This window comes from Streptomyces griseus, from assembly GCF_001715295.1.
GTDB lineage: Bacteria > Actinomycetota > Actinomycetes > Streptomycetales > Streptomycetaceae > Streptomyces > Streptomyces griseus_G.
The window spans coordinates 70,703-96,902 of sequence record NZ_MDKB01000006.1 but is presented as its reverse complement, the minus strand read 5'-3'; the positions used below and the strand labels follow the sequence as shown (position 1 = coordinate 96,902).

Genomic DNA, 26,200 nt, shown 5'->3' with positions numbered 1-26,200 from the left:
CGCCTGCTCCCTGTGCTGACACTGGCTCTGACGAGCGCGTTCGGCCTGACCGCGTGTGAGGGGGTGGGTAATCCCCTGGAGTCCTCGCCGACCCCGGCGGGCACGGTGGCCGCCGGCTCGGCGGCCCAGGCCGTCACCACGCTGACGGTGAAGGGCCGGGCGCCGAAGACCGGTTACGACCGGGACGAGTTCGGGTCCGCCTGGGCGGACACCGACCGGAACGGCTGCGGCACCCGCGACGACATACTCGCCGGCCAGCTCGACGACGTCTCCCGGGCCGCCGACGGCTGCAAGGTGCTCAGCGGCGTCCTGGACCCGGACCCGTACACCGGGACCCGCATCACGTTCGAACGCGGCCGCAGCAAGGTGGACATAGACCACCTCGTCGCCCTGTCCGACGCGTGGCAGAAGGGCGCGCAGCAGTGGAGCGACGGCAAACGGCGGGCTTTCGCGAACGACCCGCTCAACCTCGTGGCCGCCGACTCGTCCACCAACCGCCGCAAGGGGGACGGGGACACGGCGACCTGGCTGCCGCCCAACACCTCCTACCGCTGCGCGTACGTGGCGGGGCAGGTCGCGGTCAAGAAGAAGTACGGGCTGTGGGTGACCGCCGCCGAGCGGGACGCCATGACGAAGGTTCTGTCCGGCTGCCCCGGCCAGAAGCTTCCGGCGGGCGGCAACCCGACCGACACGCCGACCCGTTGAGCGGCGCGGGGGCGTCCGCCGCCTGAGCGGCGGAGCGCGGTCCGGGCGGCCGGGGATCGGTGCGGCGGCCGTGTGGATACGTTCCCCGCCTTCGTGACCACAGCCACCGGCCGGGAAGGTGCCGGTGTCGCACAGGCGTGGAGCGGCGGTGTCTTCACGCGTGAGCGGGGTCGGAACGCGCGCCCTCCGTGGTGCCACGGCGGAATCGCCATGTACCGTTCAGCGTCGTCCAGATCGCCCCGTGGGCCCGAGCGCCGGCGTCCACGACGACGTGGTGGGCCAGTTCACCGCAGGCGGTGAGGCGCTGGCCGGCTCGTCGACGTACTCCCCGTTCGGGAAGGTCGAGCAGTCGCAGGGCATGGTCGGCCACCTCGGTTACCAGTCGGGGTGGACGGACCCGGAGACCGCAAAGGTCAACATGGCGGCGCGCTGGTACTCACCGCAGACCGGCCAGTTCAACAGTCGGGACACGGTGGGCATGAACCCGCTGCCGACCTCGGTGTCCGCGAACCGGTATGCCTACGCGGACCAGAACCCGATGACGGCCACCGACCCGACCGGTCATTGGCCGAGCTTCATCGACAAGGCCATCAAGAAGGTCAAGAAGACCGTCAAGTCGGCCTGGAAGAAGACCAAGTCGGCGGTCAAGAAGGCCGCGAAGACGGTCAAGCGCGCCGCCAAGACGATCAAGAAGGCGGTCAAGAAGGTCGTCCGCAGGGTCAAGCGGGTGGTCCGCAAGGCCGTGCGCTACGTGGCGGACAGCGTCAAGAGGGTCAAGAGATACGTCAAACGCACGTACAAGCGGGTCAGGAAGTACGTCCACAAGGTCGTCAAGCAGGTCAAGAAGACGGTTCGGAAGGTCGCGAAGGCCGTCAAACACGTGGCGAAGAAGGTGGTGAAGGCCGCCAGGAAGGTCGGCAGAGCCGTCAAGAAGGCGGCGAAGGCCACAGCCAACTTCGTGAAGCAGCACGCCTCGACGATTGTCTCGGTGGCAGTAGGCGTGGCGGTCTTCGCGGGTTGTACGGCGGCGAGCTTCGGCGCGGGAGTGGTCGCCTGCGGAATGCTCGCGGGAGCCGCGGCAAACGCCGTCGGCTACGCCATGAGCGACGGCCCCAAGTCCCTGGCCGGTTTCGCGACTGCGGTCGGCGTGGGAGCCCTGACGGGCGCTCTCGGCGGCGCGGCGGGCGGCATGGTCTCCGGTGCGGTGGGCCGGCTGCTCGCCGGTGCCGGTGGCAAGGCGCTGAACGGCGCGGCGATGGGTGCTGCGGGTGGCGGCGCGGAGGGCGCGGTCGGTTACGGCATTTCCTGCGTGACCAGTGGGGAAGGCTGCAGCGTCAGCGGCGCCGCGAAGGCCACCGCGATGGGTGCGGCGTCGGGTGGTGTGTTCGGGGCGGCGGCAAGCGGGTTCGGCCGCAAGTCGACGGCGAAGCCGGAGCCGGACAGGCAGCCGTCCTCTCCGGGTGGCAGTTGCCCGATTCCCCACAGCTTCACCGGCCTGACCGGAGTCCTGCTGGCGGATGCCACGACCAAGCCGATCTCCGAGGTCAAGGTCGGCGACTACGTCCTGACGGCCGAACCCGGCAAGAAGAAGCAGGAGAAGCACAAGGTCAAGGAGGTCATCGTCACCAAGACGGACCGCGAGTTCGTGGACGTGGTCGTGTCCACGAAGTCCGGCCCGAAGACGATCCAGACCACCAAGCACCACCAGTTCTACGAGTCCACGAAGGACGCCTGGACGCAGGCCGCCGACCTCAAGGCCGGCCAGAAGCTCCAGAACGACACCGGCGGACCCACGGTCATCCTCGGCACCAAGGCCTACACAGCGCAGCGCGTCACGTACGACCTGAGCGTCGAGGGCCTCCACACGTATCACGTGGGTGTGGGCGACACGGCGGTGCTGGTTCACAACACGGATGGAGAAGCACGACTGGCCGGTCATGCGCTGTGGCTGCGGCCGAGGCGCGCGGCATGTTCCGTACAGTTTCGCCGCGCTGGTCGCGGCACGGACGGAGGAGGAGGCCGCAAAGGTCGACCTGGCCGGTGACATCGAGACGGGCTCGATGCTGTTCGAGGCTGCCGTCCCGGTTGCATCGATGATCGTCGCTGCACTCCGCGAGGAGGACGTGGCTGTTCCGGCGAGGCTGGCCATGCTCGACCTGCTCCTTGGTCTCGTCACGGGAGAGTCCGAAAGCAGTGAGGTCGCACTCGACAGGCCGTTCCTGGAGGTCGAGTGCCGTGAAGCCGTCCGTGGCAGCATTCCCGCGCTGAAGAGAGAGTTGACGCGCGAGGGTGTTCCAGGGGCAGCCGACCTCGTCCTTGAGATCCTGGAGAGTCTCGGTGAGGACACGGGAGAGTCGGCTGGGTAGCTTCCCCCTGTAGCCCGGGAACCGTTGCGAGTTGGCCTGACCGGACTCAAGGAAAATGTGCGCGCGCCCGGCTGGAGACCTCAAGCCGGGCGTTTCGCATGGGAGCTCGTAACACGATCAGGAGCGGGCCTTCTTGAGGCGTTTCCAGCAGATGAGGCTGCAGGCAAGGGAGACGAAAGCGTCGTGGAGTTCGGTGCGGCGTTCCCAGCGGACAGCTGCTGTGCTGGGTGCATCGTCGGCGCCCCTCTCGGCTGCGCTGAGCGCGTTGCTGAGGGTGCTGATGGCTTGGCGTCGGAAGGCAGAGTCGGACGTGGGCGTAGACGCCGGCGGGGACGCCGATGTGGGCGTGGCCTAGGATTTTCTTGATGACGACGAGGTCGACGCCCTGTTCCAGGAGCAGGGCCGCGGTTGAGTGGGGTAGGTCGTGGAAGCGGATACGGCGAAGTCCATGCGCTATCCGGGCGAGGTGGCACCCTTCGGGTCGTATCAGAAAGGCGCCACCCAGTGGAACCGCAGAAGTACATTGTTCATGACGACCCGGCGATCATGTCCACCGATCAGTACATCACTATGGTGGATCTTGCTCCGTTCGGTTTCGCTCAGCACATGGAGCAAATATGGCTAGGCGTGAACGAGGACGGGACCTACGAAGTCCTTTGTATTCCGTTCAGGGTCTACGGGATGTCGCTGCACGACGTTGTGGAACTTGACGGCGACGATGTAGTGGCGCGCATTGTCCGCTCCGGACGTCACCGCACAATGAGAGGGCTGATCGCTCCCGCCGTTTCCGCAGAGGGCATCTCCGAAATCTTCGCGTCGGTCAATCAGCTGGTCGAGACCTCGGGATTCCTCTGCGAGTGGAGCGGCCATCGCCATGTCGCCATCGACATTCCGCCAGGGTCCGATTCGCAGGTTATCCAGAAATTTTTCGCTTCGCAGCGGGAGGCGGAGCGCGTGTACTGGGAATGGAGCGACGCCAGGCCCTTCACCCGGTAGCGGAAGCGTGGGAGCACCGAAGATGGCTATTCTGATCGACCATTTCGAATCACGTCTGGGTCAGCTTGTCGGCGCGTGGTCGGTCAGGGATGGCGCTCCCGAAGGTGCCGCACAGGTGGGATATTTCACCGGCGGCGTCTTCGATGGCGTTCAGTCCTTTGCCACCACCACCCTGCACCAGACGCACCTGGTCTCTCCCACGACGGGAGAATCTCAGCACCTGGAGTTGCTCGGATGTACTCGCCCTGTCGCCGGAGATGAGTACGGGCCGTTTCCCGGAGTGCTGGAGTGGGTGGCTGAGCGCTTGGCGACGACCGGGAAAGCGGTTCTTCGCGGGGATGTCGTGTCCTTGCCGATGCCGCTGCGTCCGGGTAGTTCCCTGACTGCGCTGTATGCGGCCATGCCGGTCTACTTCGACGACGCCTTCTTCTCCGTCACGCTGGAGAACGGGACGTATGTGTCCGTGGTGTGGCTGGTGCCGCTTCACGGCGCCGAGGCGGAGTACGTGCAGAAGCACGGCTGGCCGGCCTTCGAGTCCGAACTCACGAAGCAGAACCTTGATCTGTTCGACCTCGAACGCCTGCAGGTAATGCTGTAGACCGTCTGTCAGTTGAGCGCGGGCTGCCGGAATCCAGCAGCCAGGCAGCAGATCGTGCATCTGCCGGATTACACGCCCATCCCGGTCAACATTCAGGGGCCCTAATGATCACAGAAGAATTCAGGAAGAGCCTTGCCAGGGCTCGTGAGGCCATCGACTCCAGCGAGGAGTGGAGCATCTTCAACTCCGTTCCGGCAGGGGTTTCCCGGCGGCCGGACCTGGATGCTCCGGAGGAGTACCTGGACTTTCTGATGGCTGCGGACGGGGCCACCATGGGGTCCGTGGTGATTCTCGACAGGAAGTACGCCGCGAAGTCGCAGGCGCTGATCTCTCCTGGCAGGGGCGAGGTCCCCGAGGGCCCGGACGACTGGTTCGTCGTCGGAAAGATCAACGAGAATCCGGTGCTGGTCAAACGCCGGGACGGCTCGGTCTGGACCTACCCGGACATGTTGACTTCCTGGTGGGCGAGCCCTCGATTCGAGCGAGTGGCGGACAGCCTCGCCGAGTTCGTGTCGGAGCAGGCGCTCGGCTCGGGGTACATGCGCAGTACGGGTTGCACGGAGACCGATGAGTGGTGGCAGTTGCTGCGTCATCTTGGAAACGTGTAGAGAACAACGCCCGGGGTGGGACCCCGCGCCGCGGCCTTCGGACCGCGCTCTGCGCCCGCGCCGTCGGGCCGCCCTCGGGACGCCGGTGCCCGACCTCGGCTCCTGATCCCTACGCCCGCGCGGCCGCCGGCGGCCTCAGGGGCGCGTCCGAGCGCCGCCTGCCCGTGCTGTCGTAGGCCCCGGCCACGCCCACATCCCCATCTCCTGCCGAATCGTTGGTCGAATCGGTGGCCTCCGCCACCTCCACTGCCTAACATCGATCACCGCAAGGCTTTGTGCACTGATGCACAAACTCTCCCCGGGAGGCTCCTTTGCACCGCCGTCGTCGCACCGCACTCGCCCTGTCCGCCGCCACGCTCGTCGCGGCGCCGCTCCTGACCGCGTGCGGCAGCGAAGCCCACCCCGGCGCCGCGGCCGTGGTCGGCGGGGACCGCATCGCGGTGTCCACCGTCCAGGCGCAGACGGCGGACGTGCGCGGGGCGCAGCAGGCCTCGGCCCGGTCCGCGGAGCTGGAGAAGTCCTCCGGGCAGCTCACCCGCGTCAAACTGTCGAGTCTGATCTTCGGCCGGGTCCTGGACCGCGCCGCGCAGGACGCCGGAGTGAGCGTCAGCCGCAAGGAGATCCAGCAGACCCGCACGGCGGCGGCCGCGCAGTCCGGCGGGGACGCGGCCCTGCGGACGATGATGCTCGAGCAGCGGTGGGTCGCCCCCGGCCAGATCGACGACAGTCTCCGCCAGGAGGTCCAGCTCCCGAAGCTGGCGCAGGCCCTCGGCGCCGACCTGCAGAGTCCGGCCGGGGTGCAGGCGGTCGGGCAGGCGCTCACCAAGGCGTCCAAGGCCCTGCACATCGACGTCAATCCGCGCTTCGGTACCTGGGACGACACGAAGGTACAGCTCAGCACGGTCAAGGTCCCGTGGATCAAACAGGTCACCACCGTCCCGGGTCAGCAGCCCGAGGCCGGCGCCTGATCCCGCGGCAGGGCCGCACCCGGTTCCGCCCGGGGTAGGTTCGAAGGGTGAACGCTGAAGCCCCCGGCCGTATCGTCCTGCTCACCGCCAGCCACCGGGTCGCGCCGGGACTGCTGTCCTGGCCGGCCTGGCAGACGCTGCACGCCGCCGACCGCGTGCTGTGCGCCGAGGCCGACCATCCGCAGCTGCCGTATCTGAGGGAGGCCGGGGTCGCCGTCGAGCACGCGGCGCCCTCGGCCGAGGAGCTCGTGGACGCCTGTGCGGGCGGGCGGACGGTCGTGGTCCTGGTGGGCGGCGAGGGCAACCAGCCGCTCACCGACGGACTGGCCCGGCTCGGCGGATCGGGCAGGGTGCACATGCCGGACCTGGAGCTCCTGCCCGGCTCCTACGACCTGCCGGGCGCCCGGCTCCTCGACCTGGTGCAGGTCATGGACCGGATCAGGCTCGCATGCCCGTGGAGCTCGCAGAAGACGCACGAGGGCCTCGCGAAGTACGCCATCGAGGAGGCGTACGAACTGGTCGAGGCCATCGAGGACGGCGACCGGGACGAGCTGCGCGAGGAGCTCGGGGACGTCCTGCTCCAGGTGGTCTTCCATGCCCGGATCGCCCAGGAGGACCCGGACGAACCGTTCGCGATCGACGACGTCGCCGGCACCATCGTGGAGAAGCTGATCCACCGCCACCCGCACGTCTTCGGTGACGAGACCGCCGAGACCCCGGACGACGTGCGCGCCCACTGGCTGCGGACCAAGGCGATCGAGAAGCAGCGCGATTCGGTCACGGACGGGGTGCCGCTCGGCCAGCCCGGCCTGGCGCTCACCGCGAAGCTGGCCGGCCGGGTCCGTACCGCCGGACTGGACGTGGTCCTCCCCGAGGGCGACGGCATCGGCTACCGGCTCCTCGCCCTCGCCGTACGCGCCGAGCAGGACGGCACCGACCCGGAGGCCGCGCTGCGGGCCGCAGCCCGTGCGTACCGGGACGCGATCCGGGCGGCCGAGGGCCACGGGGCGGCGCCGGATACCGTCGAGGAGTGAACGACAGCCCCGCCGACAACCCAGCGGACCCCCCGGCCGGCGATCCCGCGGGCCTTTCGGCCGACCACCCGGCGGACGCCCCGGCCGACGCGGACCTTTCGGCCGACAGCCCGGCGGACGCCCCGGCCGACGCGGACCTTTCGGCCGACAGCCCGGCGGACGCCCCGGCCGACGATCCCGCGGACCTTTCGGCCGACCACCCGGCAGACCCCCCGGCCGACGATCCCGCGGACCTTTCGGCCGACCCCTCGGCCGGCAGCCCCGGAGTGCCTGCGGCCGCCGCCTCCGGGGGGCCCACGGCCGCCGCCTCCGCGTCCCCCGGGAACCCCCGCGGCGAGGCCCCCGGTGGTACCCCGGCCGGGCCTCCCACCGGCTGCCCCGTCGGTCACCCCGCCCCCGGCGGCGGCGTCCCCACACTCTTCACCTGGGAGTTCGCGACCGACCCGTACCCCGCGTACGCCTGGCTCCGCGAGCACAGCCCCGTCCACCGCACCGCGCTGCCCAGCGGCGTCGAGGCCTGGCTGGTGACCCGGTACGACGATGCCAGGCAGGCCCTCGCCGACGCCCGCCTCTCCAAGAACCCCATGCACCACGCCGGGTCGGCGCAGGCCAAGGGGAGGACCGGCATCCCGGGCGAGCGCAAGGCGGAGCTGATGACGCACCTGCTCAACATCGACCCGCCGGACCACACCCGGCTGCGCCGGCTCGTCTCCAAGGCGTTCACCCCGCGCCGGGTCGCCGAGTTCGCGCCCCGCGTGCAGGAGCTGACGGACCGGCTGATCGACTCCTTCGCCGAGGACGGCAAGGCGGACCTCATCCACGACTTCGCCTTCCCGCTCCCCATCTACGCGATCTGCGACCTGCTGGGCGTCCCCCCGGAGGACCAGGACGACTTCCGGGACTGGGCGGGCATGATGATCCGCCACGGCGGCGGCCCGCGCGGCGGGGTGGCCAGGTCGGTCAAGAAGATGCGCGGCTACCTCGCCGAACTCATCCACCGCAAGAGGGAGAACCCCGGCGACGACCTGATCTCGGGACTGATCCGGGCGAGCGACCACGGTGAGCACCTCACCGAGAACGAGGCCGCGGCGATGGCGTTCATCCTTCTCTTCGCCGGTTTCGAGACGACCGTCAACCTCATCGGCAACGGCACCTACGCGCTGCTGCGGAATCCGGACCAGCGCGTACGGCTGCAGCGCTCCCTCGCCGACGGGGAGAGCGGGCTGCTGGACACGGGCATCGAGGAACTCCTGCGGTACGACGGTCCCGTCGAGATGGCGACCTGGCGCTACGCCACCGAGCCCGTGACGCTCGGAGGGCAGGCCGTCGCGGCCGGGGACCCCGTGCTCGTGGTCCTGGCCGCCGCGGACCGCGACCCGGAGCGGTTCCGGGATGCGGACACCCTGGACCTTGCGCGGAGTGACAATCAGCACCTCGGGTACGGGCACGGCATCCACTACTGCCTGGGAGCCCCCCTGGCCCGCCTGGAGGGTCGGACGGCGCTGGCCACGCTGCTGAGGCGCCTTCCTGACCTGCGACTCTCTCCGGAAGCGGCCGACGTGCGGTGGCGTGGCGGGCTCATCATGCGCGGACTGCGCACTCTTCCCGTGGAGTTCGATCCCGGACATCGGATCGTCAGGAGTGACGCACCGTCAAGGCCGTGACGTTCACGTGATCTCCGCTGCATCGACTTGTGACACACGTTCGAGTCCGGCTAGGTTCACCGTTCGACTCACCAGCCACACGTCGGTCACACGGAAGGCAATCCCATGGGCTCCGCGAACGGCAGACACCGTCGCCCTCGTCAGGCACCCGCCATCGTCGTCGCCGCGGGCGTGACGGGATCGGCCATCGCCATCCCGCTGCTCGGTGCGGGCGGCGCACACGCCGCCGAGGCGTCGACCTGGGACCGGGTCGCCGAGTGTGAGAGCGGTGGCATGTGGAGCGCCGATCTCGGCAACGGCCACTACGGCGGCCTGCAGTTCTCGCAGGAGACCTGGTCGGCCTACGGTGGTACGGCGTACGCGGCGCGGGCCGACCTCGCCAGCCGCTCGCAGCAGATAGCGATCGCCGAGAAGGTCCTGGACGCCAAGGGCCCGCAGGCCTGGCCCAGTTGCGCGGTGATCTCCGGGCTCGCCCTGGACGGCACGCTGCCGGGCGTCGACCCGGGCGGGGACCCGGCCGCCGACCCGTCGGCCTCCGCGAGTCCCTCGGGCACCTCCTCGCCGGAGGCGTCGGACGGTAGCGGCGAGGCGGACGCGAAGGGCGGCACCGCCACGGACGAGCAGGACCGGCCGAGCGGCACGACCGGCAAGCAGGACGAGCAGGGCGGGAGCGACAAGGCGGGAACCGGCGCGTCCGATCCGTCCTCGCCTTCCGCCACCCCCACGCCCGAAGCATCCGAAGGCTCCGGTCCCGCGCGGGGCGAGAGCGCCACGGGTGGCAAGCACCGCGGTGCGCCGGCCCCCGAGGCGAGCGCCGAGGCGGACGCCGGGAGCGTCCGCGAGTCCGGCCGGCACGCCTCGCGTGGCGACGCCGGGGCGCGCAAGGGCGCGGAGGCGGGCACGGACGCCTCGTACACCGTCCGTGAGGGCGACAACCTCTGGGCGATCGCGGACGCGCAGCAGCTGCCCGGCGGCTGGACGGCGCTGTACGAGGCGAACAAGGACGAGCTGGGTTCCGATCCCGACCTGATCCTCCCGGGCCAGGACCTCGACCTGAGCCTCAAGGGCGCCTCCGGTTCCGCGGGTGCGGATGCCGGCACGGGCGCGGAGACCGGCGCGGAAGCCGCTGCCGGCAACTGATCGAAAACGGGAAAACGCCCCGAAAGCGGGGGTAGTTCAGAGGCCTATGTCCACTTATGTGTAAGTGAGACATGGGTCTCTTTGCTTCAACTCGCCGTCCGCGCCCACCCGGTCCGCCCATATCGGCTCCGACCTGCGGAAATGACCCACCCCCCGGAGGTGGTACGGGCTGATTGGTCGTTATGTCCATCTTTGAATGTCGGGCTTGCCTGTGTTTACGGTCGGAACCGCTCGCACCGCGGGCACCTTCGACCGTCACGCCGAATCCTGCCGTCGGCCGAAGGGGACAGACGCGTCAAGCGCCGTAGGCAGGAGCGGGGGACCCAGGTAAGTGCCGGGCCCGGCCGTCGAGAGACGGGCGAGGAACGGCTCGGGGTGAAGTCGTCAGCGAGAGCGGGCGACCGGGCGACTCACCGCCCGAACCCGACAGCTCACCTCGTAGGCGTCGGTGAGGAGAACCATGCTGCTTTCCAGCAAGGGCAAGCACCGTCGCCCGTCCAAGGCCGTCCGTGTCGCCACCCTGGCGGGCGTTGCCGGTGCCGCCGTCGCCGTCCCCCTGATGGGTGCGACGGGCGCCTCCGCCGCCTCTGTCTCCACGTGGGAGGCCGTCGCGCAGTGCGAGTCCGGTGGCAACTGGTCGATCAACACCGGCAACGGTTACTACGGCGGCCTCCAGTTCTCGGCGTCCAGCTGGGCCGCCGCCGGCGGCACGCAGTACGCCGCCCGGGCCGACCTGGCCACCAAGGACCAGCAGATAGCCACCGCCGAGAAGCTTCTCGCCCTGCAGGGCCCGGGCGCCTGGGCCTGCGCCGGTGCCGGCGGCCTGACGAACGACGGTGTGGACCCGGGTGTCGACACCGGCTCCGCGAAGAACGGCGACACGGCCCCGCAGGCCGCGCCGGAGCGCAAGGCCGAGCAGCCCACCACCCGCAGCGAGACCCGCAAGGCCCCGGAGGCGGCGAAGACCGTCACCACCCCGACCGGCGACAAGGTCAAGAAGGGTGACGGGGAGTACAAGGTCAAGGCCGGTGACACCCTCAGCAAGATCGCCGATGCCGAGCACGTCAAGGGCGGGTGGCACAAGCTGTTCACGCTGAACGACGACATCGTCGAGAACGCCGACCTCATCTTCCCGGGTCAGCAGCTCCACCTGAAGTAGTCCCGGGGCTCTCCTCCCTCCCGGCGCGCGGGGTGCCCGGCCGCACCCCGCGCGTTCCCGGCCCGGTGCGCACTCCCCCCGTGCGCGCCGGGCCGGGAGTGTGTCCGGGGGCCGGTGGTACGGGTGACCGTTCGACCTTTGTGGTTACTGGTCAGTATTTTCTGGAGCTTTGCCCGGAATGCAGGCTCTTGGGTCCTTTTTCGTCCCAGGAGGCGGGCGGTCGGCCGACGGAGCGGGCCGGGCCGGTTAGGCTCGTGTCGCAAGGCCACAGTGACCCTGCACAACCAGCGTCATATCCCAGAAGGAGATGCCTCGTGCCGTCCATCGACGTCGTCGTAGCCAGGGAAATCCTCGACTCCCGGGGCAACCCCACGGTCGAGGTCGAGGTCGGCCTCGACGACGGCAGCACGGGACGTGCTGCCGTTCCGTCCGGCGCCTCCACCGGTGCGTTCGAGGCCATCGAGCTTCGCGACGGTGACCCCAACCGCTACCAGGGCAAGGGCGTCGAGAAGGCCGTCCTGGCCGTGATCGAGCAGATCGGCCCGGAGCTCGTCGGGTACGACGCCACCGAGCAGCGCCTCATCGACCAGGCGATGTTCGACCTGGACGCCACCGAGAACAAGGGCTCGCTCGGCGCCAACGCCATCCTCGGCGTCTCGCTCGCCGTGGCCCACGCCGCGTCCGAGGCCTCCGACCTCCCGCTGTTCCGCTACCTCGGCGGCCCGAACGCGCACCTGCTGCCCGTTCCGATGATGAACATCCTGAACGGCGGCTCGCACGCCGACTCCAACGTGGACATCCAGGAGTTCATGATCGCGCCGATCGGCGCCGAGTCCTTCTCCGAGGCCCTGCGCTGGGGTGCGGAGATCTACCACACGCTGAAGAAGGTCCTCAAGACCAAGGGCCTGTCCACCGGTCTCGGCGACGAGGGGGGCTTCGCGCCGAACCTCGAGTCCAACCGCGCCGCCCTCGACCTCATCCTCGAGGCCGTCAAGGAGGCCGGTTACGTCCCCGGCCGCGACATCGCGCTCGCGCTGGACGTCGCCGCGTCCGAGTTCTACAAGGACGGCGTCTACGAGTTCGAGGGCAAGTCCCGTACGGCCGCCGAGATGACCGAGTACTACGAGGAGCTCGTCTCCGCGTACCCGCTGGTCTCCATCGAGGATCCGCTGTACGAGGACGACTGGGACGGCTGGAAGGTCATCACCGAGAAGCTCGGCTCCAAGGTGCAGATCGTCGGTGACGACCTCTTCGTCACCAACCCCGAGCGCCTCGCCCGCGGCATCGAGGAGGGCTCGGCCAACGCCCTGCTCGTGAAGGTCAACCAGATCGGTTCGCTGACCGAGACCCTGGACGCCGTCGAGCTCGCGCAGCGCAACGGCTTCAAGTGCATGATGTCCCACCGCTCCGGCGAGACCGAGGACGTCACCATCGCCGACCTCGCCGTCGCGGTGAACTGCGGTCAGATCAAGACCGGTGCCCCGGCCCGCTCGGACCGTGTCGCCAAGTACAACCAGCTGCTGCGCATCGAGGAGATCCTCGACGACGCCGCGGTGTACGCGGGCCGTTCGGCCTTCCCGCGGTTCCGCTTCGAGGGCTGACAGCCCCCCGGCAGGACCCCGGCGCACCAGCCTCCGTCCGTCCCCCCACTCGGTCCCGTACCGTGTGCGGGGACGGACGTGCGTAACGGGGAGGCGTGAGAGATGGCCGGGAAGGACCGCGACCGGTTCTCCACCACGACCAGGCTGCGGCTGCTCGGTGAGCAGACGGCGGCCCGCGTCTACCGGTCCCAGAACCGCCGTCAGGCCCGCCGCTCCCGGCTCACCGGCCGGGCGGCGTTCCTGGCGCTGATCGTCTGCTCCCTGGTTGTCGCCCTCGCGTACCCGATGCGGCAGTACATCTCCCAGCGCGACCAGATCGCCGAGCAGGAGAGGTTGTCCAGGGAGGCGCACGCGCGGACCGAGGAGCTGCGGGACGAGAAGGCGCGGCTCAAGGACGACGCGTACATCCGCCGCCTGGCGCGCGAGCACCTCCACTACGTCATGCCCGGGGAGACCGGTTACACGGTGATCGACCCGGACGCGGCCGAGGTCCGCCGCGGGGACCGGGGTGCGACGGGCCGGCCCTGGCACACCAACCTCTGGGACGGCGTCGACAGCGCGGACCGCGGGTGACCCCGTCCCGTCACGGGGCCGGGCGTCCGCCTCCGTATCCGCCCGTCACGCCCCCGTACCGATCCATACAGACCCACCGATGACATTCAAGGCAGGCATGGACACGCCCCCTCCGCAGACCGAATCCACCCCGCCCACCGCCGCGGACATCGCCGCGTTCGAGCAGCAGCTCGGCCGGCCGCCGCGCGGGCTGCGCGCCATCGCGCACCGGTGCCCGTGCGGCAACCCGGACGTGGTGGAGACGCAGCCCCGTCTGGAGGACGGCACGCCGTTCCCCACGACGTACTACCTGACCTGCCCGCGTGCCGCGTCCGCGATCGGCACGCTGGAGGCCAACGGGGTCATGAAGGAGATGACCGAGCGGCTCACGACGGACCCGGAGCTGGCCGCCGCGTACCGCGCGGCGCACGAGGACTACATCGCGCGCCGCGACGCCATCGAGGTCCTGGAGGGTTTCCCGAGCGCGGGCGGCATGCCGGACCGCGTGAAGTGCCTGCACGTCCTGGTCGGGCACTCGCTGGCGGCGGGGCCCGGGGTGAACCCGCTGGGCGACGAGGCGATCGCGATGCTGCCCGAGTGGTGGGCGAAGGGCCCCTGTGTGACGCCGTGTGCCGTTCCGGGCGCGGACGGGGGCGCGAGCGGGGGCGCCGGCGAGCCCGGCGAGGGGACGGGCCGGTGACCCGCGTCGCCGCCGTCGACTGCGGTACCAACTCCATCCGCCTGCTCGTCGCCGACCTGGACCCCGCCACCGGGGCGATGACCGAGCTCGACCGCCGGATGCGGGTCGTCCGGCTCGGCCAGGGCGTCGACCGCACGGGACGGCTGGACCCCGAGGCGCTGGAGCGCACCTTCGCCGCCTGCCGCGAGTACGCGGAGGTGATCAGGGAACTCGGCGCGGAGAAGATCCGGTTCGTCGCCACCTCCGCCTCCCGGGACGCCGAGAACAGCGAGACCTTCGTCCAGGGTGTCGTGGACATCCTGGGTGTCGAACCGGAGGTCGTCAGCGGCGATCAGGAGGCACAGCTCTCCTTCGACGGGGCCACCAAGGAACTCGAGGGAAGCGACCACCTGGAGAAGCCGTACCTCGTCGTGGACATCGGCGGCGGCTCCACCGAGTTCGTCCTCGGCGACGACGAGGTCCGGGCGGCCCGTTCCGTGGACATCGGCTGTGTGCGCATGACGGAACGTCATCTGGTGCGGGACGGCGTGGTCGTCGACCCGCCCACGCCCGACCGGGTCGCCGCGATCCGCGCGGACGTCGAGGCCGCGCTGGACCTGGCGCAGGAGGCCGTGCCGCTCGCCGGGGCGGCCACCCTCGTCGGGCTGGCCGGCACGGTCACCACGGTCGCCGCGATCGCGCTCGGCCTGCCGGAGTACGACTCCGAGGCGATCCACCACTCCAGGGTCTCGTTGACCCAGGTGCGGGAGATCACCGCGCGGCTGCTCGCCTCGACGCACGAGGAGCGTGCGGCGATCCCCGCGATGCACCCGGGGCGGGTCGATGTGATCACCGCCGGGGCGCTCGTGCTGCTCGCGGTCATGGAGCGGACCGGAGCCCATGAGGTGGTCGTCAGCGAGCACGACATCCTCGACGGCATAGCTCACAGCTGCGCCGCCGAGGCCCGCTGAGGAGCACTGTCAGGAGATGCCGGCACCGGGCGGGGCGTCACAGGTTGCGGTAGACGTCCCGCCGGTCGCCCACCTTGACCACGAGGACGACGAGTTCACCCTCGTTGATCTGACAGGCGACTCTGCAGCTTCCGACCTGGAGCCGGTAGAGCCCGGACGGGCCGGTGAGCTTCTTGACGTCGGCGTCCCGGCGGTACGGGGCGTCGCCGAGTGCGGTCAGGGCGGTCAGGATGCGCATGGCGTCGGGCCGGCTGACGGCCCGGAGCTGCCGCTGCGCTGCCGTGGTGAACCGGAAGGCGTACTTCACCCCGCCTCGCCGTCCTGCTCGGTGAACAGATCCGCCAGCAGTTCCGCCATCGTCACGGTGGGACCGCCCTCGGCCAGCACCGCTTCCGCCTCGCGTGCCAGCATCACGTCGGCCGCTTCCTCCAGCGCCTCGAAGTCCGCGATCGGCACCACGGCCGCCACCGGGGCGCCGTTGCGCGTGATGACGGTCGGAACGCCTTCCTCGGCCCGGTTGATGTGGTCGGCGAGGTGCGCGCGGGCTTCCCGTACGGTCACGGTGTTCTCAGTCATGAGAGCAGTGTACGCATTCGCGTGTACACGCGCCCGGCGAAGGAGGCCGCGTTCGTGAGTGATCCTCGACGGCATCGCCTGGTCCGGCGTCTGATCACGGCGAGGGTGTGCCGTGCAGTGAGGGGTGCTCAGAAGCGTTCCCGCCTGCCCCTTTGAGCTTTCCGGGGCCCCTCGGGGCCGGTCCGGAGGGGCCTTTCGCGGGGTGCCGCGACGAAGTTCGTGAACTTCTTCACAAGGAATTCGGCCCCCGTGGGTGAAGTTCTTCCGTCCGGGGGCCGTCCCGGTCGCTCCCGCGGCTGCGGGAGGGGGGCGCACCGGAGTTTCGGGGGTGTGGCGCGCGGGTGTCGTGGGCGGCCGGTCCGCCGCGCCCGGAGCCTCAAGGGCCAGCTCACAGGTGGTGAACAACGTCCGCGCGTACATGGTGGTTCCCCGTCGGCGGCATGACCTGGGTCACGTGGGCGGCGAAGTGTAGCAGAGGGTGGCGCAGACCTTGTGAAGGGGCTCACGAGCCTGCCCCCCGAGGGGGGTGGATACTCGATGGCATGAGCACCACGGAGCGTCCCAGGATCCTCGTTGTAGGCGGTGGGTACGTAGGCCTGTACGCAGCTCGTCGCATTCTGAAGAAGATGCGGTACGGGGAGGCGACCGTCACGGTCGTCGACCCTCGCTCGTACATGACGTACCAGCCCTTCCTCCCCGAAGCTGCTGCCGGCAGCATCTCGCCTCGGCATGTCGTCGTCCCGCTGCGACGCGTCCTGCCCAAGGCGGAGGTGCTCACCGGCCGCGTCACGACCATCGATCAGGACCGCAAGGTCGCCACGGTCGCGCCGCTCGTCGGCGAGGCCTACGAGCTGCCCTTCGACTACCTGGTCATCGCGATGGGCGCGGTCTCCCGCACCTTCCCGATCCCCGGCCTCGCCGAGCAGGGCATCGGCATGAAGGGCATCGAGGAGTCCATCGGCCTGCGCAACCACGTCCTCGAGCAGCTGGACAAGGCCGACTCGACGACCGATGAGGAGGTCCGCCGCAAGGCGCTGACCTTCGTCTTCGTGGGCGGCGGCTTCGCCGGTGCGGAGACCATCGGCGAGGTCGAGGACATGGCGCGCGACGCCGCCAAGTACTACACGAGCGTGAAGCGCGAGGACATGCGCTTCATCCTGGTCGACGCCGCCGACAAGATCCTTCCCGAGGTCGGCCCGAAGCTGGGCGCGTACGGCAAGGAGCACCTGGAGAGCCGCGGTGTGGAGATCTACCTCTCCACCTCGATGGACTCCTGCGTCGACGGTCACGTGGTGCTGAAGAACGGCCTCGAGGTCGACTCCAGCACGATCGTGTGGACGGCCGGCGTGAAGCCGAACCCGGCGCTGGCCCGCTTCGGCCTGCCGCTGGGCCCCCGCGGCCACGTGGACACCTCCGAGAAGCTCCAGGTCCAGGGCACCGACTACGTCTGGGCCGCGGGCGACAACGCCCAGGTGCCGGACATGGTCGGCCGCCGGGCCGGCAACCCCAACGCCTGGTGCCCGCCGAACGCCCAGCACGCGCTGCGTCAGGCCAAGGTCCTCGGTGACAACGTCATCTCCGGCATGCGGGGCTTCCCGCAGAAGGAGTACAGCCACGCCAACAAGGGTGCGGTCGCCGGTCTCGGCCTGCACAAGGGCGTCGCGATGATCGTCATGGGCAAGGTGAAGATCAAGCTCAAGGGCCGTCTCGCCTGGTACATGCACCGTGGCTACCACGGCATGGCGATGCCGACCTGGAACCGCAAGATCCGGATCTTCGCCGACTGGACGCTGGCCATGTTCCTCAAGCGCGAGGTCGTCTCGCTCGGCGCCATGGAGACGCCGCGCGAGGAGTTCTACGAGGCCGCCAAGCCGAGCCCCGCGCCCGTCGCCGCCAAGGCCGAGGGCGAGAAGGCGAAGGCCTCCTAGCCACCCGCACGTCACCGAAGGGACCGTCCGCCATCCGTGGTGCGGACGGTCCCTTCGGCGTTCCTGCCGGCCGGGGCAACTGCGTGGCGCATGCAGGTATTTTGCCGTTCCGTTGCGCCGTTGCGGGAAGGCCCCCGATCCGGGTGGCGTTGGGTCAGGTGTACCTCGCCGTCGCCCCGAGGTGTCGCGGCCCGGTTCGGGTGCGTATATGCGAATTTAGGCACGTTGGGAAACACCACCACGGAGGTGTACGCCATGGCAGACGCCGCCTCGCGGCTGACCGCTCTCGCCGAAGAGTTGCTGGGAGAACCGCTGCCGGTCCGGATCCGGGCCTGGGACGGCAGCGAAGCAGGGCCGCCGGGCGCCCCGGCCCTCGTCCTGCGCCACCGTCGTGCCCTGCGCCGGCTGCTCTGGAAGCCGGGCGAACTCGGTCTGGCCCGCGCCTGGGTGGCCGGTGAGATCGATGTCGACGGCGACCTCTACGAGGCCCTGGGCCATCTGGCGGCGCTCCTGTGGGAGCGCGGCGCCGACGCGAAGGACGCCGTCCACCCGGTACGGGATCCGAAGGTACGGGCCTTCGCCCGCGGCCTCGCGCGGCTGGCCGGCCCCTGGCCGCCCCCGCCCCCGCCCGCCGAGGAGGTGCGCCGCCGCTCGGGAGCGCTGCACACCAAGCGCCGCGACAAGGAGGCCATCAGCCACCACTACGACGTGGGGAACGACTTCTACGCTCTGGTGCTCGGCCCCTCCATGGTCTACTCCTGCGCCTACTGGCAGGACGGCGGCACGCTCGAGGACGCCCAGCGCGACAAGCTCGACCTCGTCTGCCGCAAGCTCGCGCTGAAGGAAGGCGACCGCCTCCTCGACGTCGGCTGCGGCTGGGGGTCCATGGCGATCCACGCCGCCCGCGAGTACGGCGCCCTCGTCACCGGGGTCACCCTCTCCGCCGAGCAGGCGGCCTTCGCCCGTAAGCGCATCGCCGAGGAGGGCCTCACCGACCGGATCGAGATCCGCGTCCAGGACTACCGGGACGTCAGGGACGGCCCGTACGACGCGATCTCCTCCATCGGCATGGCCGAACACGTCGGCTCGGTCCGCTTCCGCGAGTACGCCGACGCCCTCCACGCCCTGCTGAAGCCCGGCGGCCGACTGCTGAACCACCAGATCGCCCGCCGTCCCGAGAAGGACGAATCGGCCTACCGCATCGACGAGTTCATCGACGCCTACGTCTTCCCGGACGGGGAGCTCGCCCCCCTCGGCCGCACCGTGGCCACCCTGGAGGAGGCCGGATTCGAGGCACGTGACGTCGAAGCCATCCGTGAGCACTACGCCCTGACCCTGCGCCGGTGGGTGGCCAACCTGGAGGAGAACTGGAAGGAGGCCGTCCGGGCCACCTCGCCCGGACGCGCCAGGGTCTGGCGGCTCTACATGGCCGCCTCCGCGCTCTCCTTCGAACGCAACAGGATCGGTGTCAACCAGATCCTCGCGGTGCGTCCGCGGGAGGACGGCCCGGCGGGTATGCCCCTGCGTGCCCGCGCCTGGACGGCCTCGGCGGCCGGCTGATCCCCGACGTGGGAGGGCCGGCACCCGTGGTACGGATGCCGGCCCTCACGTCTGTCGTCCCCGGGGGTCCCGAGGTCCCCGGCGGCCGGGCGGGACCTCGGGCGCCTCGCCGCGCTGCCGGGACGTCCCCGTTCCTCGCGCACGCGGACGTCCGCCCGCCGTGCGGTGCGCCGGGAACCGCGGGCCGGGCCCTACTCCGTCTTGATGGCGGTCAGCATGTTCAGCTTCGCGCCGCTGCGGGCCGGCCACAGTGAGGCCAGCACACCCACGAGTCCCGCCAGCGCCAGGAAGAGGGCGATCCGGCCCCACGGGATGACCAGGGCGTACTCCGGGACGGAGGAGGACAGGGCCTCCCCGATCGCCCAGCCGAGGAACATACCGAGGGCGACGCCGACCACCGCTCCGAAGAGCGAGATGACCACGGCCTCCAGGCGGATCATGCGCTTGACCCTGCGGCGGTCCAGGCCGATCGCCCGCAGCATGCCGATCTCCTGCTGACGTTCGAACACGGACATCGCGAGGGTGTTGACGACCCCGAGGACCGCGATGACCAGGGCCATCGCCAGCAGCCCGTACATGATGTTCATCGCCGTGTTCACGAATCCGCCGAACATGTCACGGATGCCCTGGCGGTCCATGATGCTCATCGCCGGGTTGTCGCCGAGCGCGTCGACCAGCGCCTGCTCGTTGGCCGCGCTCCGGCCGCCGTCCATGGTCAGCCACACCTCACGGATCTCCGCGAGGCTCTCGTGCGGGGCGATGACCTTCTCGGACACCAGGACCGGGGAGAGGAACTCGTTGCCCTCGTAGAGAGCCCCGACCTTCAGGGTCTCCTTCTTGTCGTCCAGGAAGGTCACCGGAACGCTGTCACCGGTCTTCCAGCCGTGCGACGCCGCGGTCTTGCGGTCGACGGCCATCTCGCCGTCCTTCAGCGACGAGAGCGAGCCGGAGACCGTCTTCAGGGCGAAGACCTTCTCGACCTCGCCGGGGGTGACGGCGGAGGCCGAGACCCCCGCCTCGCCGAGGGTGAGCCAGGTCGCCCTCTGGGGGGAGGCGGCGGTGACGCCGTCGGCCTTGCGCAGCGCGGCCAGGGCGGACTCGTCGAGCGAGTCCCCGCTGGCCATCGAGACCATGTAGTCGGCCCGGATGTTGTCCGTCGTCGTCTTGTCCACGGCCTGGCCGAGCGTGACGCCCAGCACCGAGATCCCGGTGACCAGGGTGAGGCCGATCGCCAGCGCCGACGCGGTGGCGCCGGTGCGCCGCGGGTTGCGGACGGCGTTCTGCGCGGCGAGCTTGCCGGATACCCCGAAGAGCTTGCGCAGCAGCGGACGCACCAGGGCGATCACCGGGCGGGAGAGCAGGGGAATGAGCACGATGACACCGGTCAGGGCGAAGAACGCTCCGACACCGATGACCACCTTGCCGTCCGCGCCCTGGGAGGAGCCGAGGACGATCGCCGCGGACCCGAGCAGGGTGAGGACCCCGCCGACCGAGTTCCGCAGGACCAGGGACTTGGTGCTGGCCACCGCGTGCACACTGCTCATCGCCGCGACCGGCGGGATCTTGGCGGCGCGGCGGGCCGGCAGCCAGGCGGCGAACACGGTGATCAGGATGCCGACGGCGAACGCCGAGACCACCGCGGTGGGCGAGACGACCAGGGGCCCGGCCGGGATCTTCCCCCCGAACGCGCCCATGGCGGAGCGCAGGCCCGTCGCGAGGCCGACACCGAGGAGCAGGCCGATCACCGAGGCGATCAGGCCGACCACCCCGGCTTCGGACAGGACGGCCCACTTGACCTGCCGGCGGGAGGCGCCGACGGCGCGCATCAGGGCGAGCTCCTTGGTGCGCTGGGCGACGAGCATGGTGAACGTGTTGGCGATCAGGAAGACGCCGACGAAGAGCGCGATGGCCGCGAAGGCCAGCAGCAGCTGGTTGAGGTTCTTGAGGCCGTTCTCGGTCTGCTCGGCCTCCTCGGCCGCGAGGGCCGCACCGGTCCTGGCCTCGGCGGCCTCCGGGAGGAGGGGCTTCACGGCGTCCAGCAGCCGCTGGTCGGATGCGCCGGCCGCGGCGGTCACGGTGACGTCCGTGAACTGGCCCGGCCGCAGGTAGAGCCGCTGGGCGACCTCGGTGTCGAAGAGAACCAGGCTGCCACCCGCGTTCACCGCGCCGTCCTCGGTCGTGAAGACACCGGAGAGGGTGTACTCCTTGACCGGGCCGTTCGTGGCGACCCGCACCGGGTCGCCCACGCGGTACTCGCCCTTGCGCGCGGTTTCCTTGTCGAGGGCGACCTGGCCGGCCTTCACCGGTCCGGTGCCCTCGGTGAACGCGTACTGCGCGTCCTTGCCGCCGGCGCCGGGGGAGAAGTTGGATCCGGTGTTGGACCAGCCGTTGCCGATCAGTTTGCCGTCCGGGTCGGCGACCCCGGCGAACCCGGAGACCCGGCCGGTGGCCTCGGCGACGCCGTCCAGGGCCCGGATCTTCGCGAGGGTGGCCTCGTCGACGGCCGGGGTCTCCTCGTCGCCGCGCTCGGCCCAGGTGGTGACGGCGACGGCCACCCTGTCGTAGTTCTTGGTGGACTGGTTGCGGAAGGCGTTGCCGAGGGTGTCGGTGAAGACCAGCGTGCCGGAGACGAAGGCGACGCCGAGCATCACGGCGAGCACGGTCATCAGCAGCCTGGCCTTGTGCGCGAGGACGTTGCGCACAGCGGTACGGAACATGTCGTGGATTCCCGGGGAGTTCGGTAGGGGGTGGCGGGGGCGTCCAGCAGCCGTCAGCTGGTGCGGCCCTTCGCGTCGAACGCCTTCATCCGGTCGAGGACACCGTCGGCGGTGGGGTGCATCATCTGGTCGACGACCGCCCCGTCGGCGAGGAAGAGCACGCGGTCCGCGTAGGAGGCGGCGACCGGGTCGTGGGTCACCATCACCACGGTCTGGCCGAGTTCGCGCACCGAGTTGCGCAGGAAGCCGAGCACCTCCGCGCCCGAGCGTGAGTCCAGGTTCCCGGTCGGCTCGTCGCCGAAGATGATCTCGGGTTGGGATGCCAGGGCGCGGGCCACGGCGACGCGCTGCTGCTGACCGCCGGAGAGCTCGGTGGGCCGGTGACCGAGGCGGTCGGAGAGGCCGACCATGTCGATGACCTTCTGCAGCCACGCGGCGTCCGGCTTGCGGCCGGCGATGTCCATCGGCAGGGTGATGTTCTCCAGCGCGGACAGGGTCGGCAGGAGGTTGAAGGCCTGGAAGATGAAGCCGATCTTGTCCCGGCGGAGCTGGGTGAGCTGCTTGTCCTTCAACGTGCCGAGCTCGGTCTCGCCGATGCGCACGGAGCCGCTGCTGAAGCTGTCGAGGCCGGCCACGCAGTGCATCAGGGTGGACTTGCCGGAGCCCGAGGGCCCCATGATCGCGGTGAACTCGCCCTGCGGGAAGTCCACGGTCACCCGGTCCAGGGCGACCACCTGGGTCTCACCCTGTCCGTAGACCTTCGACAGCTCCGTGGCGCGGGCGGCGACCGCGGTGGTGCGGTGAACGGCGGTGGTGGTCACAGGGGTACTCCTGGTTCGGGTGGTGCGGGACCTGCTCGGGGACCCCTCCATCCTCATCGCCGTTCTCCGCCCGGTCGTCAGTCCCCGTACCCGTTCCGGGAACCGTCTTGAGTCGCACCGGCGGGGTCCCGGAGTACCTCTCGGGTATGACACCGACCCTGAGGACGCCCGTCCTGGGCAGGGCGGGGCGGTCGAGCCGCGGGGCACCGGCCGGGCCGCCGCGGCCTCGCGGCCGGTGTTCCGGGAGCGGGGCGCCCCGGCTGCCGCGGTGGACGGCACGCTCGTTACGCTGCTGCCCGGCGTGAGTGCCGTGTTGCGTGTCGGCGGGGCGGTGCCGAAGGGCCCGGAGACACGCGGAGCCGACCGGCCCGGCGGCGCGTCGACGACGCTGCCGGCCGGTGGGGTGGCGAAGCACTGGCGAAAGGTGGCGTTCCCATGGCGCTTGACCCGACCGGGTGGGGCGAGTTTCCGTCATTCCCGTTCGCCGGGCTCCCGACCCCTCCACCCACGGGGGCATGCCCTGACGCCGGTCACGTGTCTGACGGTCCATCAAACAGTCAATAAAATAAGACAACATCGAGCAGATGTTCCGCTGTCCGAGCGAAGCCCCCCGATAGGGTCTTGTGCCAACGCGGAGCCGCGCGCCCACGCCCGGGTGGTGGAATGCAGACACGGCGAGCTTAAACCTCGCTGCCTCCTCGGGGGCGTGCCGGTTCGAGTCCGGCTCCGGGCACTCAACCCGCCGTGCGGGTCGAGAGGGCACCGAAGTCCGGCGGACTCCGGATACACGCGGTGGGGGTGGACCGAGCGGCAGGCGTTCCCCGGCGCAGGCGGGAACCGGGCGGCCGCCCGGTGGCCCAGTGGTCAACTTCTCCGAAAGATCCTCCTCCGGTAGTGGACGGATTGTTTTGCCTACCCATTACTCTTGTGGGAAGGCCACGCTGGGTGGCCATGGAGGAGTGAGATGAGGAGCAGCAACCCGGTCTTCTCGCGACGGGGGTTCAGCCGCGACAACGGCTACGCGGGCTTCAACGCGGCGCCGCAGGCCGGGGCCCCCGCAGTGGGTGCCAACCCGTACGCGCAGGGCGCCGCCGCCAACCCGTACGCCACCAACCCCTACGCCCAGCAGGACACCCGGTACGGCGCCCCGCAGGCGCCGGCGCGCCCCGACGTGATGACGATCGACGACGTCGTCACCCGTACGGCCATGACGTTGGGCACCGTGGTGCTCACCGCGGCGCTCTCCTGGGCCCTGCTGCCGGTGGACGAGGCCAATCTCGGCAAGTCCTACGGCATCGCCGTCGGCGCCGCCCTGGTGGCCTTCGTCTTCGCGATCATCCAGTCGTTCAAGCGCAAGGCGTCCCCGGCGCTGATCATCGCGTACGCGGCCTTCGAGGGTGTCTTCCTCGGGGTGATCTCCAGCACGGTCAGCACCTACATCAGCCCCGGCACCGTGATGCAGGCGGTGATGGGCACCATGTGCGTCTTCGCCGGTGTGCTCATCGCGTACAAGATGCGCTGGATCCGCGTCACCCGCCGTTTCTACGGCTTCGTGATGGCCGCCGCCGTGGGCTTCGTGCTCCTGATGATGGTCAACATGCTGTTCAGCGTGTTCGGCGGCGGTGACGGCCTGGGCTTCCGCAGCGGCGGCCTCGGCATCCTCTTCGGAGTCATCGGGATCATCCTCGGCGCCTGCTTCCTGGCCCTGGACTTCAAGCAGGTCGAGGACGGCATCAACTACGGCGCCCCGCGCGAGGAGTCCTGGCTGGCCGCCTTCGGCCTGACCCTGACCCTGGTCTGGATCTACCTGGAGATGCTGCGCCTGCTCTCCATCCTCAACGGGGACGACTGACCCCCGCAGGCACACCGCACACGGAACGGCCCGCAGGCATCCGAGCCTGCGGGCCGTTCCGTCGTGCCCGGGTCCGGAGGCGCTCGGAGAGCAGCGTCCGGGCCGCCCGCCTCAGGTCGTCCTCGGGGGTGCTCGCCCCGGTGCGGCGGGGGACGAGGCCGTGTTCGCCCCGCGGCCGGCCGCCGTGCTCCGAGGCGTACCGGAGAGGGCAACCTCCTCCACGACGAGGAGCCGTCGGCGACGGGGCGAGCGGTCGCGACGCGGGAACCGGACGGCGGACCGTGGCGTGCGGGGGGTTCCCCCGGAGGAGGCCTGGGACCTCGGCGCTTCCGCCGCCGTGCGCGTTGCCGGTCCTTCCCGGCACCCTGCGCGAGCGGAGGCCCCGTTCGGCAACCGTCCGGTGGGGCGCGTAGGGTCGCGGCGTGCTCGATACGACACCTCTGATCACCGCTGTGGACCGATTCGCCGACCGTCTGCGCAGCGCCCCGCAGAGCAGACTGCAGCGCGGGGCCGCCGCGGAGGCGCTCGCCGTGGCGAGGGAACTGTCCGCGCGCGCCCAGCGCGTGGAGGCGCCGGAGCGGGAGCCGCGCGTCATGCCGGACGCCGGGATATTCGCGGTGGGCGATCAGCTCGCCGTCGCCGGACGTGATCTCGCCGTGGCACTGGAAACGGCCTCGTCCCAGGAGCTGGACGAGGCCGTGCGCTGTGTCAGGGCGGCGGCGGAGCGGGCCTTCCCTTCCGGAACCGGCTGACCGGTCGCCGCCGGGCGGTGTCAGAACGAGGCGATGACGCGGTCCGCGAGGATGTAGACGTTCTCCTCGCCGCAGGAGAACGTCAGCGCGTAGGCGCCGGAGACACCGGACCCGCCCAGCAGTACGGGCTGCTCACCCGCGCGCAGCGAGTCGGCGAGCCGCTCGGCGGTCTCGCGGTGGCCGGGGGTCATGCACAGCGTGGTGCCGTCGGCGAAGACGTACACGTCCAGCGTGCCGAGCGGGCCCGGGCGCACGTCGGTGAGCTGGGTCCCGGTGTTCGCGAGCCGCTCCAGCCGGTTCACGGTACGCTCATGGTCGGTGACGACCGGTGTCTGCGTGGGCACGAAGTCCGGGTGCGACGGGTGGCGGCGGCGGGCCGCGGCCAGCTCCGGTGAGTCCTCGGCGAATTCGGTGACCTCCGTGACCTCGGACAGGTCGGTCAGCTCCACCAGCTCTTCGAGAGCCTCGGCGGCTTCGAGGTCCATCGCCTCGAGACCGGCGAAGTCGGCCTGGCGGGGCATGAAGAACGGGACGTCCTCACCGAGACCGGCCATTCCGCCGAGCAGGGACGGGGCGTCGGCGGCGTCACGCGCCTCCTGTGCGGCCCAGAAGGCGCGGGCCTCGGCGAGCTCGCGCTCCCGCTCCTCGGCGAGTGCTTCGGCCACTGCCGTGCGTATCTCGTCGGCCGTGGTGGCGGTGTTCCGGTTCTGCTGCTCGGGGACGGAAGCATGACGGTCCCGGCCCTCCGCAAGCTCCGTCCGTAGGGCCGTGACCTGCTTGCGCAGCCCGTGAGCAGCGTGCAGAGCGGCGGCGCCGACGGCCGTGGCAGCGGCGGTGGTCAGCAACAGGGCAAATGACATGGCGCTCACTGACATACTCCCGGTTTCAATCGACACCCCCCGACTTCTTACCTCAGCTTGTCCTGTGCCCGCTCCTGCTGTCAGTGCATTACG

24 protein-coding genes, 1 tRNA gene, 1 pseudogene and 1 riboswitch are annotated in these 26,200 nt (G+C 70.3%); of the genes and pseudogenes, 20 read left to right on the top strand and 6 right to left on the bottom strand.

The genetic code is table 11. The features are described 5' to 3' along the window. Positions 1–15 precede the first annotated feature (15 nt). The 3 genes from BA175_RS28140 to BA175_RS31340 all read left to right on the top strand — a co-directional run bounded on the left by BA175_RS28140 (position 16) and on the right by BA175_RS31340 (position 3,071). Positions 16–705, top strand: coding sequence for an HNH endonuclease family protein (locus BA175_RS28140; protein WP_438947382.1), 690 nt, complete (start codon positions 16–18; stop codon positions 703–705). 241 nt (positions 706–946) lie between these two features. Then, positions 947–2,749 (top strand): RHS repeat-associated core domain-containing protein, encoded by a 1,803-nt coding sequence (locus BA175_RS28135; protein WP_069174389.1) that lies wholly within the window; start codon positions 947–949, stop codon positions 2,747–2,749. Positions 2,750–2,765: 16 nt separating this feature from the next. Beyond that, positions 2,766–3,071, top strand: coding sequence for a hypothetical protein (locus BA175_RS31340; RefSeq protein ID WP_069174388.1), 306 nt, complete (start codon positions 2,766–2,768; stop codon positions 3,069–3,071). 210 nt (positions 3,072–3,281) lie between these two features. Here BA175_RS31340 and BA175_RS32065 read toward each other — a convergent pair. After that, positions 3,282–3,531 (bottom strand): annotated as a pseudogene (locus BA175_RS32065) (tyrosine-type recombinase/integrase); the annotation flags it as partial. A 44-nt stretch (positions 3,532–3,575) separates the two neighbouring features. Between BA175_RS32065 and BA175_RS28120 the strand changes: the two are divergent. The 12 genes from BA175_RS28120 (at position 3,576) to BA175_RS28065 (ending at position 15,041) form a co-directional block, all read left to right on the top strand. Continuing rightward, a complete protein-coding gene (locus BA175_RS28120; RefSeq protein WP_069174386.1) occupies positions 3,576–4,067 on the top strand; it encodes a DUF4265 domain-containing protein in 492 nt (163 codons plus the stop codon). A 22-nt stretch (positions 4,068–4,089) separates the two neighbouring features. Next, positions 4,090–4,665, top strand: coding sequence for a suppressor of fused domain protein (locus BA175_RS28115; RefSeq protein WP_175420947.1), 576 nt, complete (start codon positions 4,090–4,092; stop codon positions 4,663–4,665). Positions 4,666–4,769: 104 nt separating this feature from the next. Continuing rightward, positions 4,770–5,273 carry a hypothetical protein gene (locus BA175_RS28110; protein WP_069174384.1) on the top strand — a complete coding sequence of 168 codons (504 nt, stop codon included), beginning with the start codon at positions 4,770–4,772 and terminating at the stop codon, positions 5,271–5,273. 311 nt (positions 5,274–5,584) lie between these two features. After that, complete coding sequence (locus tag BA175_RS28105) at positions 5,585–6,241, top strand: SurA N-terminal domain-containing protein (protein ID WP_069174383.1); 657 nt, start codon at positions 5,585–5,587, stop codon at positions 6,239–6,241. Positions 6,242–6,288: 47 nt separating this feature from the next. Next, the gene (locus BA175_RS28100) at positions 6,289–7,275 is read left to right on the top strand and encodes a nucleoside triphosphate pyrophosphohydrolase (protein ID WP_069174382.1); all 987 of its coding nucleotides are present in this window, start codon (positions 6,289–6,291) and stop codon (positions 7,273–7,275) included. 266 nt (positions 7,276–7,541) lie between these two features. Continuing rightward, on the top strand, positions 7,542–8,939 hold the full coding sequence (locus BA175_RS28095; RefSeq protein WP_079159874.1) for a cytochrome P450: 1,398 nt from the start codon (positions 7,542–7,544) through the stop codon (positions 8,937–8,939). Between the two features lie 105 nt (positions 8,940–9,044). Continuing rightward, positions 9,045–10,079, top strand: coding sequence for a transglycosylase family protein (locus BA175_RS28090; protein WP_069174381.1), 1,035 nt, complete (start codon positions 9,045–9,047; stop codon positions 10,077–10,079). A gap of 327 nt (positions 10,080–10,406) precedes the next feature. Continuing rightward, positions 10,407–10,539, top strand: a riboswitch (cyclic di-AMP (ydaO/yuaA leader). Beyond that, positions 10,540–11,238, top strand: a complete 699-nt coding sequence (locus BA175_RS28085) for a transglycosylase family protein (protein ID WP_069174380.1) — start codon at positions 10,540–10,542, stop codon at positions 11,236–11,238. 314 nt (positions 11,239–11,552) lie between these two features. Further along, positions 11,553–12,839 (top strand): phosphopyruvate hydratase, encoded by a 1,287-nt coding sequence (gene eno, locus BA175_RS28080; RefSeq protein WP_069174379.1) that lies wholly within the window; start codon positions 11,553–11,555, stop codon positions 12,837–12,839. 102 nt (positions 12,840–12,941) lie between these two features. Beyond that, complete coding sequence (locus BA175_RS28075) at positions 12,942–13,412, top strand: FtsB family cell division protein (RefSeq protein WP_069174378.1); 471 nt, start codon at positions 12,942–12,944, stop codon at positions 13,410–13,412. Between the two features lie 97 nt (positions 13,413–13,509). After that, positions 13,510–14,091 (top strand): DUF501 domain-containing protein, encoded by a 582-nt coding sequence (locus BA175_RS28070; protein ID WP_069174377.1) that lies wholly within the window; start codon positions 13,510–13,512, stop codon positions 14,089–14,091. Next, a complete protein-coding gene (locus tag BA175_RS28065; RefSeq protein ID WP_069174376.1) occupies positions 14,088–15,041 on the top strand; it encodes a Ppx/GppA phosphatase family protein in 954 nt (317 codons plus the stop codon). The genes BA175_RS28070 and BA175_RS28065 overlap by 4 nt, the downstream gene beginning before the upstream one ends. A gap of 37 nt (positions 15,042–15,078) precedes the next feature. On the opposite strand, the gene BA175_RS28060 is transcribed toward BA175_RS28065, so the two are convergent. Together BA175_RS28060 and BA175_RS28055 are read right to left on the bottom strand one after the other, a co-directional pair. Beyond that, entirely contained in the window at positions 15,079–15,348 is a 270-nt protein-coding gene (locus tag BA175_RS28060) for a type II toxin-antitoxin system RelE family toxin (RefSeq protein ID WP_069174375.1), read from the bottom strand. Beyond that, on the bottom strand, positions 15,345–15,617 hold the full coding sequence (locus BA175_RS28055) for a type II toxin-antitoxin system Phd/YefM family antitoxin (protein WP_069174374.1): 273 nt from the start codon (positions 15,615–15,617) through the stop codon (positions 15,345–15,347). The genes BA175_RS28060 and BA175_RS28055 overlap by 4 nt, the downstream gene beginning before the upstream one ends. Before the next feature lie 542 nt (positions 15,618–16,159). Between BA175_RS28055 and BA175_RS28050 the strand changes: the two genes are divergently transcribed. Together BA175_RS28050 and BA175_RS28045 are read left to right on the top strand one after the other, a co-directional pair. Further along, positions 16,160–17,545: an NAD(P)/FAD-dependent oxidoreductase gene (locus BA175_RS28050; RefSeq protein ID WP_079159850.1), complete on the top strand. Its 1,386-nt coding sequence runs from the start codon at positions 16,160–16,162 to the stop codon at positions 17,543–17,545. Between the two features lie 255 nt (positions 17,546–17,800). Then, on the top strand, positions 17,801–19,105 hold the full coding sequence (locus tag BA175_RS28045; RefSeq protein WP_069174372.1) for an SAM-dependent methyltransferase: 1,305 nt from the start codon (positions 17,801–17,803) through the stop codon (positions 19,103–19,105). 191 nt (positions 19,106–19,296) lie between these two features. On the opposite strand, the gene BA175_RS28040 is transcribed toward BA175_RS28045, so the two are convergent. Together BA175_RS28040 and BA175_RS28035 are read right to left on the bottom strand one after the other, a co-directional pair. Next, the gene (locus BA175_RS28040) at positions 19,297–21,822 is read right to left on the bottom strand and encodes an ABC transporter permease (protein ID WP_069174371.1); all 2,526 of its coding nucleotides are present in this window, start codon (positions 21,820–21,822) and stop codon (positions 19,297–19,299) included. A gap of 53 nt (positions 21,823–21,875) precedes the next feature. Beyond that, positions 21,876–22,643 (bottom strand): ABC transporter ATP-binding protein, encoded by a 768-nt coding sequence (locus tag BA175_RS28035; protein WP_069174370.1) that lies wholly within the window; start codon positions 22,641–22,643, stop codon positions 21,876–21,878. A gap of 649 nt (positions 22,644–23,292) precedes the next feature. Here BA175_RS28035 and BA175_RS28030 point away from each other — a divergent pair. From BA175_RS28030 to BA175_RS28020, 3 genes are all read left to right on the top strand, one after another. After that, positions 23,293–23,376, top strand: a tRNA-Leu gene (locus tag BA175_RS28030). A 231-nt stretch (positions 23,377–23,607) separates the two neighbouring features. Continuing rightward, entirely contained in the window at positions 23,608–24,495 is an 888-nt protein-coding gene (locus BA175_RS28025; RefSeq protein WP_069174369.1) for a Bax inhibitor-1/YccA family protein, read from the top strand. Positions 24,496–24,917: 422 nt separating this feature from the next. Then, positions 24,918–25,247, top strand: coding sequence for a hypothetical protein (locus BA175_RS28020; RefSeq protein WP_069174368.1), 330 nt, complete (start codon positions 24,918–24,920; stop codon positions 25,245–25,247). A gap of 20 nt (positions 25,248–25,267) precedes the next feature. Here the strand turns inward: BA175_RS28020 and BA175_RS28015 are convergent, their stop codons facing one another. After that, positions 25,268–26,107, bottom strand: coding sequence for a hypothetical protein (locus BA175_RS28015; protein ID WP_254668012.1), 840 nt, complete (start codon positions 26,105–26,107; stop codon positions 25,268–25,270). Positions 26,108–26,200 lie beyond the last annotated feature (93 nt).